General features: G+C 68.3%; 18 protein-coding genes. 15 read left to right on the plus strand and 3 right to left on the minus strand.

The window, feature by feature from the left end; genetic code table 11:
• Nucleotides 1-306 precede the first annotated feature (306 nt).
• Both MRAB57_RS00915 and MRAB57_RS00920 read left to right on the plus strand, forming a co-directional pair.
• Complete coding sequence (locus MRAB57_RS00915; protein ID WP_077085884.1) at nt 307-1,440, plus strand: PPE family protein; 1,134 nt, start codon at nt 307-309, stop codon at nt 1,438-1,440.
• An 83-nt stretch (nt 1,441-1,523) separates the two neighbouring features.
• Complete coding sequence (locus tag MRAB57_RS00920; RefSeq protein WP_077085885.1) at nt 1,524-2,630, plus strand: PPE family protein; 1,107 nt, start codon at nt 1,524-1,526, stop codon at nt 2,628-2,630.
• Nucleotide 2,631: 1 nt separating this feature from the next.
• Here MRAB57_RS00920 and MRAB57_RS00925 read toward each other — a convergent pair whose 3' ends face one another.
• A complete protein-coding gene (locus MRAB57_RS00925) occupies nt 2,632-2,961 on the minus strand; it encodes a hypothetical protein (RefSeq protein ID WP_077085886.1) in 330 nt (109 codons plus the stop codon).
• Between the two features lie 89 nt (nt 2,962-3,050).
• On the opposite strand from MRAB57_RS00925, the gene MRAB57_RS00930 reads away from it, so the two are divergent.
• Complete coding sequence (locus MRAB57_RS00930; RefSeq protein ID WP_077085887.1) at nt 3,051-3,479, plus strand: pyridoxamine 5'-phosphate oxidase family protein; 429 nt, start codon at nt 3,051-3,053, stop codon at nt 3,477-3,479.
• A 5-nt stretch (nt 3,480-3,484) separates the two neighbouring features.
• On the opposite strand, the gene MRAB57_RS00935 is transcribed toward MRAB57_RS00930, so the two are convergent.
• Nucleotides 3,485-3,889, minus strand: a complete 405-nt coding sequence (locus MRAB57_RS00935; RefSeq protein ID WP_108638033.1) for a group III truncated hemoglobin — start codon at nt 3,887-3,889, stop codon at nt 3,485-3,487.
• A 131-nt stretch (nt 3,890-4,020) separates the two neighbouring features.
• Here MRAB57_RS00935 and hisN point away from each other — a divergent pair, with 131 nt between their 5' ends.
• The 3 genes from hisN (at nt 4,021) to MRAB57_RS00950 (ending at nt 7,521) form a co-directional block, all read left to right on the plus strand.
• Nucleotides 4,021-4,803 carry a histidinol-phosphatase gene (hisN, locus tag MRAB57_RS00940; protein WP_077085889.1) on the plus strand — a complete coding sequence of 261 codons (783 nt, stop codon included), beginning with the start codon at nt 4,021-4,023 and terminating at the stop codon, nt 4,801-4,803.
• Nucleotides 4,804-4,880: 77 nt separating this feature from the next.
• A complete protein-coding gene (locus MRAB57_RS00945) occupies nt 4,881-6,278 on the plus strand; it encodes an acyl-CoA dehydrogenase family protein (RefSeq protein WP_077085890.1) in 1,398 nt (465 codons plus the stop codon).
• Nucleotides 6,279-6,312: 34 nt separating this feature from the next.
• Nucleotides 6,313-7,521: an acyl-CoA dehydrogenase family protein gene (locus tag MRAB57_RS00950; RefSeq protein ID WP_077085891.1), complete on the plus strand. Its 1,209-nt coding sequence runs from the start codon at nt 6,313-6,315 to the stop codon at nt 7,519-7,521.
• Here the strand turns inward: MRAB57_RS00950 and MRAB57_RS00955 are convergent.
• Nucleotides 7,514-8,050 carry a GNAT family N-acetyltransferase gene (locus MRAB57_RS00955; protein WP_077090307.1) on the minus strand — a complete coding sequence of 179 codons (537 nt, stop codon included), beginning with the start codon at nt 8,048-8,050 and terminating at the stop codon, nt 7,514-7,516. The two genes, MRAB57_RS00950 and MRAB57_RS00955, sit on opposite strands and share 8 nt — an antisense overlap.
• Nucleotides 8,051-8,153: 103 nt before the next feature.
• On the opposite strand from MRAB57_RS00955, the gene MRAB57_RS00960 reads away from it, so the two are divergent.
• The 9 genes from MRAB57_RS00960 to MRAB57_RS01000 all read left to right on the plus strand — a co-directional run bounded on the left by MRAB57_RS00960 (nt 8,154) and on the right by MRAB57_RS01000 (nt 16,975).
• The gene (locus MRAB57_RS00960) at nt 8,154-9,125 is read left to right on the plus strand and encodes an NADPH:quinone oxidoreductase family protein (RefSeq protein ID WP_077085892.1); all 972 of its coding nucleotides are present in this window, start codon (nt 8,154-8,156) and stop codon (nt 9,123-9,125) included.
• Between the two features lie 245 nt (nt 9,126-9,370).
• Nucleotides 9,371-10,462, plus strand: a complete 1,092-nt coding sequence (locus tag MRAB57_RS00965; RefSeq protein ID WP_077085893.1) for a homogentisate 1,2-dioxygenase — start codon at nt 9,371-9,373, stop codon at nt 10,460-10,462.
• On the plus strand, nt 10,462-11,661 hold the full coding sequence (locus tag MRAB57_RS00970; protein WP_077085894.1) for an alpha/beta hydrolase: 1,200 nt from the start codon (nt 10,462-10,464) through the stop codon (nt 11,659-11,661). The genes MRAB57_RS00965 and MRAB57_RS00970 overlap by 1 nt, the downstream gene beginning before the upstream one ends.
• Nucleotides 11,658-12,857, plus strand: coding sequence for a CaiB/BaiF CoA transferase family protein (locus MRAB57_RS00975; RefSeq protein ID WP_077085895.1), 1,200 nt, complete (start codon nt 11,658-11,660; stop codon nt 12,855-12,857). Before MRAB57_RS00970 ends, MRAB57_RS00975 begins: the two co-directional genes overlap by 4 nt.
• Complete coding sequence (locus MRAB57_RS00980; RefSeq protein ID WP_077085896.1) at nt 12,854-13,747, plus strand: hydroxymethylglutaryl-CoA lyase; 894 nt, start codon at nt 12,854-12,856, stop codon at nt 13,745-13,747. The genes MRAB57_RS00975 and MRAB57_RS00980 overlap by 4 nt, the downstream gene beginning before the upstream one ends.
• Nucleotides 13,747-14,382: a TetR/AcrR family transcriptional regulator gene (locus MRAB57_RS00985; RefSeq protein ID WP_077085897.1), complete on the plus strand. Its 636-nt coding sequence runs from the start codon at nt 13,747-13,749 to the stop codon at nt 14,380-14,382. Before MRAB57_RS00980 ends, MRAB57_RS00985 begins: the two co-directional genes overlap by 1 nt.
• A gap of 21 nt (nt 14,383-14,403) precedes the next feature.
• The gene (locus MRAB57_RS00990; RefSeq protein ID WP_077085898.1) at nt 14,404-15,642 is read left to right on the plus strand and encodes an acyl-CoA dehydrogenase family protein; all 1,239 of its coding nucleotides are present in this window, start codon (nt 14,404-14,406) and stop codon (nt 15,640-15,642) included.
• The gene (locus MRAB57_RS00995; protein WP_077085899.1) at nt 15,639-16,631 is read left to right on the plus strand and encodes a phosphotransferase family protein; all 993 of its coding nucleotides are present in this window, start codon (nt 15,639-15,641) and stop codon (nt 16,629-16,631) included. Before MRAB57_RS00990 ends, MRAB57_RS00995 begins: the two co-directional genes overlap by 4 nt.
• Nucleotides 16,628-16,975, plus strand: a complete 348-nt coding sequence (locus MRAB57_RS01000; RefSeq protein WP_077085900.1) for a DUF6285 domain-containing protein — start codon at nt 16,628-16,630, stop codon at nt 16,973-16,975. The genes MRAB57_RS00995 and MRAB57_RS01000 overlap by 4 nt, the downstream gene beginning before the upstream one ends.
• The last annotated feature ends 1 nt before the right edge of the window (nt 16,976 follow it).

The following is a 16,976-nucleotide window of genomic DNA, read 5'->3' on the forward strand; positions in this document are numbered from 1 at the left end:
CGGTACCGATAGGCGAATTTCAAACGCGATAGCGGATTGGGCAACCGGTTGCTGCCCAAAAGCCTTACAAATATCTGCGAATTCGCTGGACTAGCACCGTTAATGCGCTAGACACGTAATACTTCCCTCGCGAGTTTCTGCCACGTTCCATTACCGAAGGCAGCCGAGATGCTCCGTGCCCATGCCCCGCCGACGAGCCGCCATTCCGGTTGATTCAAGGCACTTTTGACCCTCGCCAATCCGACGTTTTTCCGGCCACCTACGCCAGCGCCGCTCATCTATCACCGTCAAAGGAGACGTGACACAATGGATTTCGCATTTCTGCCACCAGAGATCAATTCCGCCCGGATGTACAGCGGACCGGGATCGGGCTCGCTTTTGGCGGCCGCGGGCAGCTGGGATTCGCTGTCGGCCGAATTGGCCGCCACCGCCCAGGGTTATGAATCGGTGCTTGCCCAACTCACCGGCTTGGAGTGGCGCGGTGCCGCGTCCGAGGCGATGGCCGCCACCGCCTCCGGCTACATGAGCTGGCTGCAAACGGCCGCCGCGCAGACCAAGCAGATGGCCGGACAGGCCCGGGCCGCCGCGACCGCCTACGAGCACGCGCACGCAATGACCGTGCCCCCGGCCGCGGTCACCGCCAACCGCACCCGGCTGGGGTCGCTGATCGCGACCAACATCGTCGGCCAAAACACCGCGGCCATCGCGGCCACCGAGGCGCAGTACGGCGAATACTGGGCGCAGGATTCGACTGCGATGTCCGGCTACTCCGCTTCCTCGGCGTCGCTGACGCAGTTGCCGACGTTCACCTCACCGCAGCCGACGACCAACGAGTCGGGCGTAGCGGCCCAGACCTTCTCGGTCAATCGGGCCAACGCGGCCGCCGTCGGCTCCGGATCGGCGAACGCGCTGATTCAGGCGCCTCCGCAACTCGCTGTCTCGCCGACCTCGTCGTCGTTCATCCCCCTGGACCTCGACATCCTCGACGTGATTCAGGGCACCGGCCAGACGCTGAACTCCACGTACTACATGGAGGCGTTCGCGTCGGGCATCATCGGCGCCGAGAACAACCTAGGCGTGTTGCCCAAGGCCGCGGCTGCGGCGGCCCCGGCCGCGTTGGCCCCGGCACTTACCGCCGCGCCCCAGCTCGGCGCCGGTGCGGGCCTGGGCAATGTCACCGTCAGCCTGGCCCGCGCCGGAACAATCGGGCCGATGTCGGTGCCGGCGAGCTGGGCCGCCCCGGTCACCAGCCACGTCACCGCGTTCGAACCACTGGGCATGACCACGATTCCGGGCACCGAGGAGGCAATGGCGGCGTCCGGCTATCCCGGCTACCCGGGCATGCCCGGTGGGGCCGCTTCGCGGGCCGCCGCCGCAGGTGCCCCGCCGCGCTATGGCGTCCGGCTCACCGTGATGGGACGCCCGCCGGCCGCCGGGTAACCGCCAGCGCTCCTCCCCCCGCATCAGCTTCAGCCGCCGCGGCGCGCTTCGCGGCGCACGACTCGCTATAGAGATGCAGCACAATGGATTTCGTCTTCCTGCCGCCTGAGGTCAACTCCGCCCGGATGTACGCCGGTCCCGGAGCGGGCCCGCTGCTGGCTGCCGCGGGAAGCTGGGATTCGGTGTCGGCCGAGCTGAACATCGCGGCCGGGGTGTACGAGTCGGTGCTTGCGACCCTCACGGGCCTGCACTGGCGTGGGCCCACGTCGGAGGCGATGTCCGCCGCCGCCGCACCCTACGTGAGCTGGCTGCACATGGCCGCGGACCAGGCAGAGCAGACGGCCATGCAGGCGCGCGCCGCTGCGGCGGCATTCGAGCTGGCGTATGCGATGACGATTCCACCAATAGCGGTCGGGGCCAACAGGATCCGGCTTGCCGTATTGATCGCTACGAATTTCTTCGGCCAGAACGCCGCGGCGATCGCCGCGACCGAGGCCCAGTACGCCGAGTATTGGGCCCAGGACGCGACCGCAATGTTCACCTACTCCGCCTCCTCGACGGCGGCCACGCAGTTGACGCCGTTCGCGTCGGCGCGCCTGAACACCGACGCGGAGGGTCTGGCCGCCCAGCAGGACTCGGTCGAGGCGGCCAATATCGGCTCAGCCGCCGGAACCGCGGCGCCACAGGCGGTTTCGGCTGCCCCCGCGGCCACCGCCCTGCCCCTGATCCCGACGGACCTGACCATCCTCAATGTCATTCAGGCCACCGGCACTTCGCTGAGCGGCACCTGGAAAATGGAAGCCGTCCCGACCGGGGTGATCGGGGCCGAGAAGGACCTGGACATGCTGCCCGCCACCGCCGCGGCCGCCTCCGAGGTCGTCCCGGCGCCCCAGCTTGCCACTACGGCGGGCCTCGGCGATATGAGCGTCACCGTGGGCCGTGCCGGTTCGATCGGTTCGATGTCGGTGCCGGCGAGCTGGGCCGCGCCCACGACGGGCCCGCTGACGGAACCCGTTACGGCGTTGTCGCGCAGTGCTTTTGCCGATCTGCCAGAAACCGGCACGCTCGCCGGATCCGGGTCGGGCGTACCGGGCCTGCCCGGCATGCGACCACCGTGGCGACCCACGCTCGTCGTTCCCCGATACGGGGTCCGGGTCACGGTGATGACACGCCCACCGTGCGCGGGATGAGTTAGCCCGCGGGTTGTTCCGGCGGCGCGAACCGCCAGTTGTCTGGATTCTTCGACGAATACAGCACCGAGTGGGTTTGCCCCATGGTCGGCCATTGGTCGACGTTGACCGCCAACCGCGCGTAGACCGAATGCTCGTTGACCGTCGGACCGTTGATCACGCCGGCGATGGTGACGAACTGCTGACCGTCGGCGTCCGGTCGCGGACTGACGCCGGTGACCAGCAGCGTGCCGCCCAGCAGCTCACCGCGCGGGCCCCGCGGGATGAACCGCTGCGCCACAAATCCCCCGAGGACCGCCACCAGCAGGAGCAGTAGACCGAATTCCCACACTCCCCCAGACTAGGACCACGAGTGGGCCTGTCGCAGAAATCGCCGTAGCGTCGACGTCGGACGCGGTGCGCCGAGGAAAGGTGGGGTCGATGACCGATGAACCTTCTGTCGTTCTGTCGGCAGACGAGAGTTGGCGCAGGCTGGGCGGTGTCGCCCTGGGCCGGCTGGTCACCACTTTTGCCGGTGAGCCCGAGATCTTCCCGGTGAACTATGTGGTGCAGGAGCGGACCGTGCTGTTCCGGACCGCCGAGGGCACCAAGCTGTTCTCCGCCGTGGCCAACAGCGTCGTGCTGTTCGAGGCCGACGACCACGACGTCGCGAACGGCTGGAGCGTGATCGTCAGGGGCCGGGCCCGGGTGCTGAAAACCGCGGCGGAGATCGAGGAAGCCGAACGCGCCGAGCTGATGCCCTGGACCGCGAACGTCAAGAAGCACTACGTCCGGGTGACCCCGACCGACATCACCGGGCGCCACTTCAAGTTCGGTCCGGAGCCGGACCCGAACGCGTCCTTTGCCTGAAGCCCTCAGCCCGCGAGGAGTTCGTCGAGTTCGCGCGCATCAACGCCCGTCAGCCGACGGTGCATCGCCCAGGCGATCCTGGTGGCCTGCACCTTGGCCCGCTCCGCCGCCGGCCCCCGATACATCTCGTCCACGGTCTCGCGCCAGACGGTGAGCCAGCGCACGAAATGCCGGGCGGACAGCGGGGTTCGGTCGTGCACGCCGCGGTGGACGTTGAGCGCGCTGCCCCGGTAGCGGCCCGCGCGGAACAGCACGGTCTGCCAGAAGTCGGACATGGTGGGGATGTGCGCATCCAATCCGGTGGATCGCAGCTCGGCGAAGGGCTCGGCCAGGACCTCGTCGACCAGCACCCGATCGTAGAAACGGTGCAGCAGCGCCTCGACGTCGGCGCCGTCGACCAGATCGTTCATCGCCATCTTCCCAGCTACCTCGGGCTTATCTGCAACTCGTAGTCACAGTATCCACCCAGGGGTGGCGGCGCACCAGGGTCAATGCGTATTGCCTTGGCCACAAGCTGCTTTCGCGTGGTAGGACTGCCTGCATGAGTCAGGACGATCTCACGCTGGCATTGGCGCTGGCCGACCGCGCGGACGCGCTCACTCGCGGCCGGTTCGGTGCGCTGGACCTGCGCGTCGACACCAAACCGGACCTGACTCCGGTCACCGACGCCGACCGGACAGTCGAGGCCGACATGCGCGAAACGCTCGAGCGCGAGCGGCCCGGCGACAGCGTCGTCGGCGAGGAATTCGGCGGGACCACGACGTTCACCGGGCGCCAGTGGATCGTCGACCCCATCGACGGCACCAAGAACTTCGTGCGCGGGGTGCCGGTGTGGGCCAGCTTGATCGCTCTGCTCGAAGACGGCATACCGGTGGTCGGCGTGGTGAGCGCACCGGCGCTGGGACGCCGGTGGTGGGCGGCACGCGGCGACGGCGCCTTCGTCGCGACCGACGGCTCACCGCCCCGACGCTTGTCGGTTTCGTCTGTGGCGCAGCTGGATTCGGCCAGCCTCTCCTTCTCCAGCCTGTCGGGGTGGGCGGAGTGCGGTCTGCGGGAGCGGTTCATCGACCTGACCGACGCGGTGTGGCGGGTGCGGGCCTACGGCGACTTCTTCTCGTATTGCCTACTCGCCGAGGGAGCCGTCGACATCGCCGCCGAGCCCGAGGTTTCGGTGTGGGACCTGGCGGCCCTCGACATCGTCGTCCGCGAGGCGGGCGGAACGTTCACCGGACTCGACGGAGGGGCGGGCCCCCACCGGGGCAGCGCTGTGGCGACGAATGGCCTGCTCCACGACCAGGTGCTCGTCCGGCTGGGTGTGAAGTAGTTAACAAGACCTCTTTATCTTACTCCGGAGTAAGATAGGCTTTGGATTGCATCGCCCCAACTACAGAGGCTGCTGACATGACGGAAACTTCCTCCGGCTCAAATACCTCCCGCTCCCGCGTCAAGCGACGCGGGCGAAAGACCGGCGTCGGGCTGCAACCCCACAAACGCACGGGAATCGACATCACGATGGCGCTGCTCACCCCGCTCGTCGGCCAGGATTTCCTGGACAAATACCATCTGCGCGATCCGCTGAACCGGGGCCTGCGCTACGGCACGAAGACGATCTTCTCCACCGCCGGCGCCGCGTCCCGGCAATTCAAGAAGGTCCAGAACCTCCGCGGCGGGCCGACCCGGCTCAAGTCCAGCGGCAAGGACTTCTATGACCTGACGCCCGACGACGAACAGAAGATGATCGTCGAAACCCTCGAGGAGTTCGCCGAAGAGGTGCTGCGGCCCGCGGCCGCCGGCGCCGACGAGGCGGCGAGCTACCCGCCGGATCTGATCGCCAAGGCCGCCGAGTTGGGCATCACCGCGATCAACATCCCCGAGGATTTCGACGGCATTGCCGCGCACCGCTCCAGCGTGACGAACGTGCTGGTGGCCGAGGCGCTGGCCTACGGCGACATGGGCCTGGCGCTGCCGATCCTGGCGCCCGGTGGCGTCGCGTCCGCACTCACCCACTGGGGCAGCGCCGACCAGCAGGCGACCTATCTGAAAGAGTTTGCCGGAGACCATGTTCCGCAGGCGTGCGTGGCGATCGCCGAACCACAGCCGCTGTTCGATCCCACCCGCCTGAAGACCATGGCCGTGCGCACGCCGAGCGGATACCGGCTCGACGGCGTCAAGTCGCTGGTGCCGGCCGCCGCCGAGGCGGAGCTCTTCATCGTCGGCGCGCAGCTGGACGGCAAGCCGGCACTGTTTATCGTCGAATCGTCGGCCAAAGGCCTTACCGTCAAGGCGGATCCGAGCATGGGGATCCGCGCGGCGGCCCTGGGTCAGGTCGAACTCTCCGGGGTGACGGTGCCGCTGGGCGCCCGGCTCGGCGAGGACGAGGCCACCGACGACGACTTCTCCGAGGCAATCGCGCTGTCGCGCCTGGGCTGGGCGGCGCTGGCCGTCGGCACCTCGCACGCCGTACTCGACTACGTCATCCCGTACGTGAAGGAGCGTGAGGCATTCGGGGAGCCGATCGCCCGCCGGCAAGCCGTCGCGTTCATGTGCGCCAACATCGCCATCGAGCTGGACGGGCTGCGCCTGATCACCTGGCGCGGCGCGGCCCGCGCCGAACAGGGCCTCACGTTCACCCGCGAGGCGGCGCTGGCCAAGCGGCTCGGCGCGGACAAGGGCATGCAGATCGGCCTGGACGGCGTGCAGCTGCTCGGCGGCCACGGCTACACCAAGGAACACCCCGTCGAACGCTGGTACCGCGACCTGCGGGCCATCGGCGTCGCCGAGGGCGTTGTCGTCATCTAAGTCTTCGTCTCAGTCTTCTAGCGAAAGATCAATCATGGCAATCAATCTCGAACTGCCCCGCAAGATGCAGGCGGTGATCGACAAGGCCCACCAGGCCGGCGCGGAGTTGATGCGCCCGATCGCCCGCAAGTACGACGAGAAGGAGCACGCCTACCCGGTCGAACTCGACACACTGGCCAGCCTGTTCTCCGGGGCCGCCGAATCGAATGCGCTGGAGCTTGCCGGGGCCGACGCCTTCCGGGGCAGTGAGAGCAAGGAAGAAAACCGCAACGGCGCCAACATGGCCGCGGTGCTGCAGACGCTGGAGGCGTGCTGGGGCGACGCCGCGATGATGCTGTCGATCCCCTATCAGGGCCTGGGCAACGCTGCCATCAGCGGCGTGGCCACCGACGAGCAGCTCAGCCGGCTGGGCCGGGTGTGGGCCGCGATGGCCATCACCGAACCGGGCTTCGGCTCCGACTCGGCCGCGGTGTCCACCACCGCCAAGCTCGACGGCGATGACTATGTGATCAACGGCGAAAAGATCTTCGTGACAGCGGGTTCGCGGGCCACGCACATCGTGGTGTGGGCGACGCTGGACAAGTCGCAGGGCCGCCCGGCGATCAAGTCGTTCATCGTGCCCCGGGAGCATCCCGGCGTCACGGTCGAGCGGCTGGAGAACAAGCTCGGCATCAAGGGCTCCGACACCGCCGTCATCCGGTTCGACAATGCGCGCATTCCCAAGGAAAACCTGCTCGGCAAGCCGGAAATCGAATCCGGCCAGGGGTTCGCCGGCGTGATGGAGACCTTCGACAACACCCGGCCCGTGGTCGCGGGCATGGCCATCGGAATCGCCCGGGCCGCATTGGAGGAGCTTCGCAAGATCCTGACCGGGGCCGGGGTGGAGATCTCCTACGACAGGCCCTCGCATGCCCAAAGTGCCGCCGCGGCAGAGTTTTTGCGCATGGAGGCTGACTGGGAATCGGCCTACCAGCTGACTCTGCGCGCGGCGTGGCAGGCCGACAACAAGATCCCCAACTCCAAAGAAGCGTCGATGGCCAAGGCCAAAGCCGGACGGGTGGGCACCGACGTCACCCTGAAGGCCGTCGAATTGTCCGGAACCGCAGGTTATTCCGAGCAGGCGTTGCTGGAGAAGTGGGCGCGCGACTCGAAGATCATGGACATCTTCGAGGGCACGCAGCAGATCCAGCAGCTCGTCGTCGCCCGCCGCCTGCTCGGCCTGTCCTCGTCCGAACTCAAGTAGTCAGCGGACGCGGCGGCCCGGCCTCGTCGCCGGGCCCGTCGAGGTCAAGCTGCCACCACTCGACGTCGTGCCACTCCCCCCGCTTCCATCCCACGCGCCGATAGCGGCCCGCCGGCGCGAAGCCGAACGCCCGGTGCAGGGCGTTGCTGGCTTCGTTGGGCTGCGCGATGCCGGCGAACGCCCGCCGGAAGCCGTGTTGCCGCAGCCGGCGGAGCAGTTCGTCGTAGAGCAATCGGCCGGCACCGCGGCGATGGCGTTGCGCCGCCACGTAGACGCTGGTCTCGACCGACCATCGGTAGGCGGGACGCGGATTGAACTGGTGGGCATACGCGTAACCACCGATGTCGCCGTCGAATTCGAGTACCAGCCATTCGTGCGTTGCAAGCGCGCCCTCGATACGCCTCGCCATCTCCTGGGTCGTCGGGACGTCCGTCTCGAACGTGACCGCGGTGTCCAGCACGTAGGGGCGGTAGATATCGACGCACGCCGCGGCGTCGGCGGCACTGGCGCGGCGCACGTGCGGGAACATCAGCGACCAGGCCGAACGCTCTGCACCGAACAAGGCTAGCGTCCCGTCATGGACGGTGGTGCGGGTCGCCGGCGCATTTTGAGCCGACAGTAGGCTTCCGATCATGCGCGCTGCACAGGTAACTCGGCTAGACGGTCCGGACGCCATCGAGTTGGGCGAGGTCGACGAACCAACCGGCGACGGGGTGGTGGTCGACGTGCACGCGGCCGGTGCCGCGTTCCCCGACGCGTTGCTCACCCGCGGCCTCTACCAATACCGGCCCGAACCGCCGTTCGTGCTCGGCGCCGAAATCGCCGGCGTGGTCCGTTCGGCGCCCGACGGGTCGCACGTGAGTCCCGGCGACCGCGTCGTCGGGCTGACGATGCTCACCGGCGGCATGGCGGAGGTCGCGGTGTTGGCGCCCGATCGGGTGTTCAAGCTGCCGGACAACGTGAGCTTCGAGGCCGGCGCAGGCCTGCTGTTCAACGACCTGACCGTGTATTTCGCGCTGACCACGCGCGGCCGCCTGCAGCAGGGCGAGACGGTGCTCGTGCACGGCGCGGCCGGCGGGATCGGGACGTCGACGCTGCGCCTGGCGCCGGTGCTGGGGGCGTCCCGGACCATCGCGGTCGTCAGCACCGAGGAGAAGGCCGATATCGCGACGGCGGCGGGCGCGACCGATGTGGTGCTGGCCGACGGTTTCAAGGATGCGGTCAAGGAGCTGACCGACGGACGCGGCGTCGACATGGTCGTCGACCCGGTCGGCGGTGACCGGTTCACCGATTCGCTGCGCTCGCTGGTCGCCGGCGGACGGCTGCTGGTGATCGGCTTCACCGGCGGCGAGATCCCCACCGTCAAGGTAAACCGGTTGCTGCTCAACAACATTGATGTCATCGGTGTCGGCTGGGGCGCCTGGGCCGGGTCGCACCCCGGGGCGCTGACCGAGCAGTGGAACGCGCTGGAGAGCCTGCTGAGCTCGGGCAAGCTGCCCGCACCGCAGCCGGACGTCTTCGCGCTGGAGGAGGCCGCGGCCGCGGTCGCGTCGATGGAGAACCGCACCGCCAAGGGCAAGGTCGTCCTGCGCGTCCGCGACTAGCGGCGTCGTCTCGTTGCGAGTGCGTCGGCGGCGTTGCGAGTGCGTCGGCGGCGGGAATTCGGCCGTTTTCCCGCCCTGAGCGCACAGGGCCCACCGTCAGCACACGCGCGCGGCCGTCAGCGCACCCCCGAAGCCCTCAGCGCACACCCGACGCCGTGAGCACACGCGCAAGACCCCTTGTGCGACGCTGAAACAAAAAGTAAAATCACTTTCAGTTCCTTGTCACCGGAGCCCGGGAGTCTTCCATGGAATCCTTCGTCCACCTGCGAAAAGGCAAAACACCGCATCGGCTGCACGCCGACCTTGACGGCCTCAAGGACGACGAGCTGGGCCGCGGCGGGTTCACCGGGCGGACGGCCAACGTCTACCGCCGCAACGACCCGACGGCGTACCGATCAGTCGGGCCGCTGCGCCCCATCGACGTGCTGTCCAGCGAGCTCAAGCCCGGTGACGCCACCGACGCCCACGGCGGGCCGCTGCTGATGTTCAGCAACGACGACTGCCGGATCTACCTGAGCCGCCGCGTCGAGCCCATGCCCTTCTTCGCCCGCCACGTCGACGGCGACCTGCTCTGCTTCGTGCATGACGGCGCCGGTCTGCTGGAGACCGAATTCGGCCCGCTGACCTACCGGCCCGGCGACTGGGTCTACATCCCCAAGGCCTGCACCTGGCGCCAGGTGCCGGAGCGCGAAACCACGTTGTTGATGATCGAGGCCACCGACGAGTTCCGCGTCCCTCCCCCCGGCGCGCTCGGGCGGCACTTCCCGTTCGACCCGTCGCAGGCCGTCATCCCCGAGCCGGCGCCGATCGACGACGATGGCCGCGACGAGTACGAGGTGCGGCTCATCCACGAGGGCGGCCCGACAACGCTGTTCTACCAACACAATCCGCTCGACGTCGAGGGCTGGCGCGGCGACAACTTCGCCTTCACCTTCAACATCGCCGACTACAATGTGGTCACCTCCGACAGCGTCCACCTGCCGCCGACAGTCCACCTGTTCATGCAGGCGACCGGCGTCTACGTGATGAACTTCCTGCCCAAGCCCGCCGAGGGCGTGCCCGGTACCGAACGCACACCCTGGTATCACCGCAACGTCGACTACGACGAGATCGCCTTCTTCCACGGCGGCTCGCTGTACGGCATCCCGATGCCGCCGGGCCTGATTTCCCATGCACCGCAAGGTGTTCACCACGGCGCACCGGAAAAGGCCCGGGAACGCGCCCGGCGCAAATTCGACGAGCATTCGCGGGTCGACTGGCAGGTCATCGCCATCGACACCCGCAAGCGGCTGACGCCGTCCGCCGACGTACTCGCCAACGATTTAGGACAACACTGATGAGCCAAGCCGTGCAGCAAACCGTGAAGCACGAATACGACCGGATTCCGTATCTCGTTGCCTTCCAGAACAATTCCGATGTTCGGGATGTGTACGGCGGCCTGGCCGAGATCACCGTGCTGGAAAGCTACCTGCTCAAGCCCAAGAACAAGCCGTCGGACACCGTGCTGATGTTCATGCACCCGATCGGCGGCGGCGCCTACCTGCCGATGATGAACGGGCTGGCCCGCGCCGGCCACCACGTCATCTACTGCAACAGCCGGTTCCGCGGCACGGATTCGGCGCTGCTGATGGAGAAGGTGGTCGAGGACCTCGGCGAAGCCATCAAGGACGCGAAGAACCGGCTGGGCTATGAGAAGGTCGTGCTGGCCGGGTGGAGCGGCGGCGGCTCGCTGTCGGTGCTCTACCAGCAGCAGGCCCAGCACGCGACCATCACCAGCAGCCCGTCCGGCGACGGGCCCGACCTGACCAAGCTGGACCTCCCCGCCGCCGACGGCATCATGCTGCTCGCCGCGCACATCAGCCGGCACGGCACGCTGACCGAATGGATGGACGCGTCGATCCTCGACGAATCCGATCCCACCAAGCGCGATCCCGAGCTCGACCTGTACAACCCGGACAACCCCAACCAACCGCCCTACACCGAGGAATTCCTGGCGCGGTACCGTCAGGCTCAGATTGACCGCAACCGGCGCATCACCGCCTGGGTGAAAGACAAGTTGGCCGAATTGAAAGCGCAAGGTCGCCCGCAGGACGAATTCGGGTTCGTCGTGCACGGCACCATGGCCGACCCGCGCTGGCTGGATCCGGCCGTCGACCCCAACGAGCGCAAGCCGGGCACCTGCTACCTGGGCGACCCTCAGGTGGTGAACAACGGCCCGGTCGGGCTGGCCCGCTTCTCGACACTGCGTGGCTGGCTCTCGCAGTGGAGCTACGACGAGGCCCGCGGCGACGGCGTGGACTGCGGGCGCGACATCGCGGTCCCAGCGCTGGTGATCGGTAACCTGGCCGACGATGCCTGTACGCCCAGCCACACCCGCCGGCTGTTCGAGGCGATCGGGCACCCCGACAAGGAGATGCACGAAATCCACGGCGCCACACACTATTACGCGGGCCCCGATCAGCGTGACAAGCTGCGCGAGGCCGTCGACGTCGTGACCGACTGGCTGATTCGACACGAATTCGCGAGCGCCGGATGACAGGTGCGCTGGACGGCATCCGGGTGCTCGAACTGGGCACCCTGATCGCCGGGCCGTTCGCCGGTCGGCTGCTCGGCGACATGGGCGCCGACGTCATCAAGATCGAACCGCCGGGCGCCCCCGATCCCCTGCGCACGTGGGGCCAGGCCGAGGTCGACGGGGAGCATGTCTTCTGGACGGTGCACGCGCGCAACAAGAGAGCGATCACCCTCGACCTGCGCCGGCCGCGCGGCCGCGAGCTGTTCCTCGAACTCGTCGACAAGTCCGACGTCATCGTCGAGAACTTCCGCCCGGGCACCCTGGAGAAGTGGGACCTGGGCTACGACGTGCTCAACGCGCGCAATCCGCGCATCATCCTGGTCCGGGTCTCCGGCTACGGGCAGACCGGGCCCGACGCGCACAAGGCGGGCTACGCGTCGGTGGCCGAGGCCGCAAGCGGGCTGCGGCACCTCAACGGGTTTCCCGGCGGACCGCCACCCCGGCTCGCTCTGTCGCTGGGTGACAGCCTGGCCGGCATGTTCGGCGCCCAGGGCGCACTGGCCGCCCTGTACCGGCGCAGCGTCACCGGGCACGGCCAGGTGGTCGACGTCGCGCTCACCGAATCATGCTTGGCCGTACAGGAATCCACGATCCCCGACTACGACGCCGGCGGCGTGGTGCGCGGTCCGTCGGGCACCCGGCTCGAGGGCATCGCGCCCTCCAACATCTACCGCACCGCCGACGACTCCTGGGTGGTGATCGCCGCCAACCAGGACACGGTCTTCGCGCGCCTGTGCAAGGCCATGGGCCGCCCGGAGCTGGCCAGCGACGACCGGTTCGCCACGCACACCGCCCGCGGCCGCAACCAGGACGAGCTCGACAAGATCATCGCCGCGTGGGCCGCCGAGCGCCAGCCCGGCGACATCGTCGAAACACTTTCTGCCGCAGGCGTGATCGCCGGACCAATCAACACCGTCGCCGAGGTGGTCGCGGACCCGCAACTGCAGGCCCGCGGCATGCTCGTCGAGCACCACGACGAACGCATCGGGCGCCCCGTCCTGGGACCGGGCGTGGTCCCGGTGCTCTCGGAGTCGCCCGGCGGCGTCCGCACCGCCGGCTCGGCGCGCCCGGGCCAGCACAACAGCGATGTCTACGGCGACCTGTTGGGCAAGACCGCCGCAGAACTCGAGGCACTGAAGGCCGAGGAGGTGCTATGACCCACGTCGACATTCGTGAGGTGTCGCTGCGCGACGGCCTGCAGATCGAGAAGCCAATTCCCTTGGCGGCCAAGCTGGAGCTGCTCGCCGCGGTGGCCGCCACCGGGGTGCGCGAGGTCGAGGTCACCGCGTTCGTGTCGCCGACCAAGGTGCCGTCGATGGCCGACGCGGCCGAGGTCGCCGCGCACCTGCACGACTACCCGGACATCGAATTCTCCGCCTTGGTAGCCAGCCCCAACGGCGCCAAGCGGGCCGTCGCCGCTGGGCTGCGCTCGATCGAGTACGTGGTGGCCGCCGACGACGCCTTCAGCATGCGAAATGTCGGGCGCACCAGCGCCGAGGCCACCGATCAGATCGGCGAGATCATCGCGATCGCGCATGACGGCAACGTCACCGTCGAGGTCACCATCGCCACCGCGTGGGACTCGCCGTTCGAAGGCCCCACCCCGCCGCAGCGCGTGCTCGACATCGCCACGGCCGCCCGCGACCGCGGGGCCGACCGACTGTCGATCGCCGACACGATCGGCACCACCACCCCGGGCCGCGTGAGTTCGCTGATCGCACAGGTACTTCCGGTGATCGGCGACCTGCCGCTGGGCGGGCATTTCCACAACACCCGCGGCTCCGGCCTGGCCAGCGCCTACGCCGCGGTCAACGCCGGGGTCACCCGGCTGGACGCGTCGGTCGGCGGGCTGGGCGGTTGCCCGTTCGCGCCGGGCGCCACCGGCAACATCGCCACCGAGGACCTGGTGTACCTGCTGACCGACAGCGGCATCGATGTCGACGTAGACCTGAAGGCCGCGATCGCCGCCGCCGACGTCGCGAAATCGCTTGTGGGCCACGACCTGCCGAGCGCCCTGCTGCGCGCCGGCGACCGAATCCGGGCCTGATGCCCGCCGAACTGCTGACCGCCAAGGGCCGCCAGACGAGGCAGGCCATCGAGCAGGCGGCCCGCGAACTGTTCGCCGAGCGCGGCTTCCACGGCACCACGCTGGCCGACATCACCTCGGCCGCGGGCAGATCGCCCGCGGTGTTCTACCGGTACTTCGCCGACAAGGAAGACCTGCTGGCCGGGCTGGCGGAATCGTTTCTCCACGAGGTGCTGACGCCGTCCGGCCTGAAACTGCACCTACCCGACTCTCCCCCGCAAGCGGGAGGGGCCCCCACCGACAACGACGACTTTTTTACTGCGGTGGTCAGCGGGTACTGGGACATGTTCAAGCTGAACATCGGCACCATGATCGCCGTGGCCCAACTGGCCACTACCCAGCAACGGTTTGCGGCCGTGCAGAAAGAATTTCGCCGCTTCGGCATGGACATCGTGGCCGCGTCGGTGCGCCGCGCCCAGGAACAGGGTTACGGAACCGAGCTCAACCCGCAGCACACGGCGGCCGCGATCGCGCTGCTGTTCGAGAACTTCACCACCGTGTTCGTGGGCACCCACGGCCTGGATGTGGAAATCAGCGACGAGGACGCGATCAAGACCTTGTCGACGATCTGGAAGAAAACCCTTTACGGCAGCTAACCGAGATCTTAGGAGAGAACAGTGGATTTCACTCTGCCAGAACACCTTCCGGGAGTGCTTGCCGAGATGGACGCGTTCATCGAGGCCGAGATCAAGCCGCTGGAACGCGAGAACATCCAGTACTTCGACCAGCGGCGCGAGCACGCGCGCACCGACTGGGACAATGACGGCATCCCCACCCGCGAATGGGAGGACCTGCTTTCCGAGATGCGCCGGCGCGCCGACAAGGCGGGCTGGCTGCGCTACGGACTGCCCGCCTCGCTGGGCGGCCGCGACGGCAGTAACGTCGACATGGCCGTCATCCGGGAACACCTGGCGCACAAGGGCCTTGGCCTGCACAACGACCTGCAGAACGAGTCGTCGATCGTCGGCAACTTCCCGCAGGTGATCATGATGGAGCGCTTCGGCACCGACGAGCAACGCCGCGAATGGTCCGAGGCGCTGATCACCGGGGAGCGTTCGATGGCGTTCGGGCTCACCGAGCCGCAGCACGGGTCGGATGCGACTTGGCTGGAATCGTCCGCCAAGGCCGACGGCGGTGAGTGGGTGATCAACGGCTCCAAGCGATTCAACACCGGTGTGCACCGCGCCACTCACGACCTGATCTTCGCCCGCACCTCGGGTGAGCCCGGGTCGGCCCGGGGCATCACCGCGTTCCTGGTGCCCACCGACACACCCGGATTCCACGTCCCGTACTACTGGTGGACGTTCAACATGCCCACCGACCACGGCGAGGTCGAGCTGACCGACGTCCGGGTGCCCGGCGACGCGGTGCTCGGCGAAGTGGACCGGGGCCTGGAAGTCGCGCAAACCTTCCTGCACGAGAACCGGATTCGGCAGGCGGCCAGCAGCCTGGGCGCCGCCCAGTACTGCATCGACCGGGCCGCCGAATACGCCGGCAACCGCGTCGTGTTCGGCAAGCCGCTCTCGGTCAACCAGGCCGTGCAGTGGCCGCTGGCCGAACTGCAGACCGAGGCCCAGATGGTGCGGCTGCTGGTGCAATTCGCCGCGTGGCACCTCGACCGCGACCACCACATGGAGGTCTCCGACAAGGTCTCGATGGCCAACTACCGCGCCAACCGCCTGGTGTGCGATGCCGCCGACCGCGCCATGCAGACCTACGGCGGTCTCGGCTACAGCCGCCACGAGCAGTTCGAACACATCTACCGCCATCACCGCCGCTACCGAATCACCGAGGGCGCCGAGGAGATTCAGATTCGCCGGGTGGCCCAGCGGCTGTTCAAATTCGGCAAGAAGTGACCGTCAACTCCGCGGAGCTGGCCGGCAACCTGGCCGCGGTGCTGGCACCGGTCCTCGGCGCAGGCACGTCGGTCGACAACCTGCGGGCGCTGACCGGTGGCGCCAGCCGGACCACGTGGGCGTTCGAATCCGTCACCGGCGGGCAGCGCCGGTCGCTGATCCTGCGCACCGGCCCGCCCGACGAGGTGCACGCGGGCATGGAGCTGGAGGCCTGGGCGCAGGCTGCCGCGGCGGCAGCGGGCGCACCCGTCCCCCACATCCTGGTCGCCGCTGATTCGACTGCGGCACTGGGCAATCCGTTTCTTATCTGCGATGAGATCAAGGGCGAGACCATCGTGCGGCGCATCCAGCGCCAGTTCGACGGCGCCGAGGGGGATGCGGGCCGCGAGCACTTGCTGCGGCAGTGCGCGCAGGCACTCGCCGCCATCCATCGCGCCGACGCGGACGGCCCGGGCCTGGCGCACGAGGACCAGCTCGACGAGTGGCGCCAGCGCCTCGACGCCATGAACGACACCACGGCCATCTTCGAATGGGGGTTTCGCTGGCTGGCCGCACACCGGCCGCCGGAGTCGCCTGCCGTCCTGGTGCACGGCGACTTCCGGATGGGCAACCTCATCGTCGACGGGTCCGACCTGGCCGCCGTGCTGGACTGGGAGCTGGTGCACGTCGGGCACGCGTACGAAGACCTGGCGTGGTTCTGCATCAGGGCCTGGCGGTTCGGCGCCCCACCCAGCCTCGGTGCCGGCGGCCTGGGCAGCATAGAAAGTTTTCTCGTTGCCTACGAAGAGGCCAGCGGGACTAGCGTCGACCGGGTGGCGTTTCACTGGTGGCTGGTGCTGGCCACGCTGCGCTGGGGCGTCATCTGCCGATTCCAGGCGGAGCGGCATTTGAGCGGGCAGTCCCGCTCGGTGGAGTTGGCCGCCATCGGGCGCCGGGTCTGCGAGACCGAATGGGATCTGCTCGACCTGCTCGACGGGGCGCCGCGATGACGCCCGGCAACCCGCTGCACGGGCGGCCGACGGCCGCCGAACTGATCGCGGCGGTGGCCGAATTCATCGAAGGCGATGTGCGCGAAGCGACTACCGGCCAGGTGAACTTCCACGCCAGGGTGGCCGCCAACGTGTTGCGCACTGTCGAGCGTGAGCTGCTCGACACCGGCGACGGCGAGGTCCGTGCGGCACTGACCCAGCTGGGCTTCGACGACGAGGCCGCGCTCGCCGCCGCGATCCGGGCCGGCGAGCTGGACGGGCGCGCCGCCGACGTCACCGCCTGCCTGCGCACCCTGGTTCGACATCGAATAGCGGTTGCTCATCCTGGATACGACAGCGAATAGG

Origin of the sequence: Mycobacterium rhizamassiliense (assembly GCF_900157375.1) — a bacterium.
Classification (GTDB): domain Bacteria; phylum Actinomycetota; class Actinomycetes; order Mycobacteriales; family Mycobacteriaceae; genus Mycobacterium; species Mycobacterium rhizamassiliense.

Coding starts and splice junctions, on each gene's coding strand:
- MRAB57_RS00915 (WP_077085884.1), top strand. CDS start 307: ATGGATTTCGCATTTCTGCCACCAGAGATCAATTCCGCCCGGATGTAC.
- MRAB57_RS00920 (WP_077085885.1), top strand. CDS start 1,524: ATGGATTTCGTCTTCCTGCCGCCTGAGGTCAACTCCGCCCGGATGTAC.
- MRAB57_RS00930 (WP_077085887.1), top strand. CDS start 3,051: ATGACCGATGAACCTTCTGTCGTTCTGTCGGCAGACGAGAGTTGGCGC.
- MRAB57_RS00935 (WP_108638033.1), bottom strand. CDS start 3,889: ATGAACGATCTGGTCGACGGCGCCGACGTCGAGGCGCTGCTGCACCGT.
- hisN (WP_077085889.1), top strand. CDS start 4,021: ATGAGTCAGGACGATCTCACGCTGGCATTGGCGCTGGCCGACCGCGCG.
- MRAB57_RS00945 (WP_077085890.1), top strand. CDS start 4,881: ATGACGGAAACTTCCTCCGGCTCAAATACCTCCCGCTCCCGCGTCAAG.
- MRAB57_RS00950 (WP_077085891.1), top strand. CDS start 6,313: ATGGCAATCAATCTCGAACTGCCCCGCAAGATGCAGGCGGTGATCGAC.
- MRAB57_RS00955 (WP_077090307.1), bottom strand. CDS start 8,050: ATGTTCCCGCACGTGCGCCGCGCCAGTGCCGCCGACGCCGCGGCGTGC.
- MRAB57_RS00960 (WP_077085892.1), top strand. CDS start 8,154: ATGCGCGCTGCACAGGTAACTCGGCTAGACGGTCCGGACGCCATCGAG.
- MRAB57_RS00965 (WP_077085893.1), top strand. CDS start 9,371: ATGGAATCCTTCGTCCACCTGCGAAAAGGCAAAACACCGCATCGGCTG.
- MRAB57_RS00970 (WP_077085894.1), top strand. CDS start 10,462: ATGAGCCAAGCCGTGCAGCAAACCGTGAAGCACGAATACGACCGGATT.
- MRAB57_RS00975 (WP_077085895.1), top strand. CDS start 11,658: ATGACAGGTGCGCTGGACGGCATCCGGGTGCTCGAACTGGGCACCCTG.
- MRAB57_RS00980 (WP_077085896.1), top strand. CDS start 12,854: ATGACCCACGTCGACATTCGTGAGGTGTCGCTGCGCGACGGCCTGCAG.
- MRAB57_RS00985 (WP_077085897.1), top strand. CDS start 13,747: ATGCCCGCCGAACTGCTGACCGCCAAGGGCCGCCAGACGAGGCAGGCC.
- MRAB57_RS01000 (WP_077085900.1), top strand. CDS start 16,628: ATGACGCCCGGCAACCCGCTGCACGGGCGGCCGACGGCCGCCGAACTG.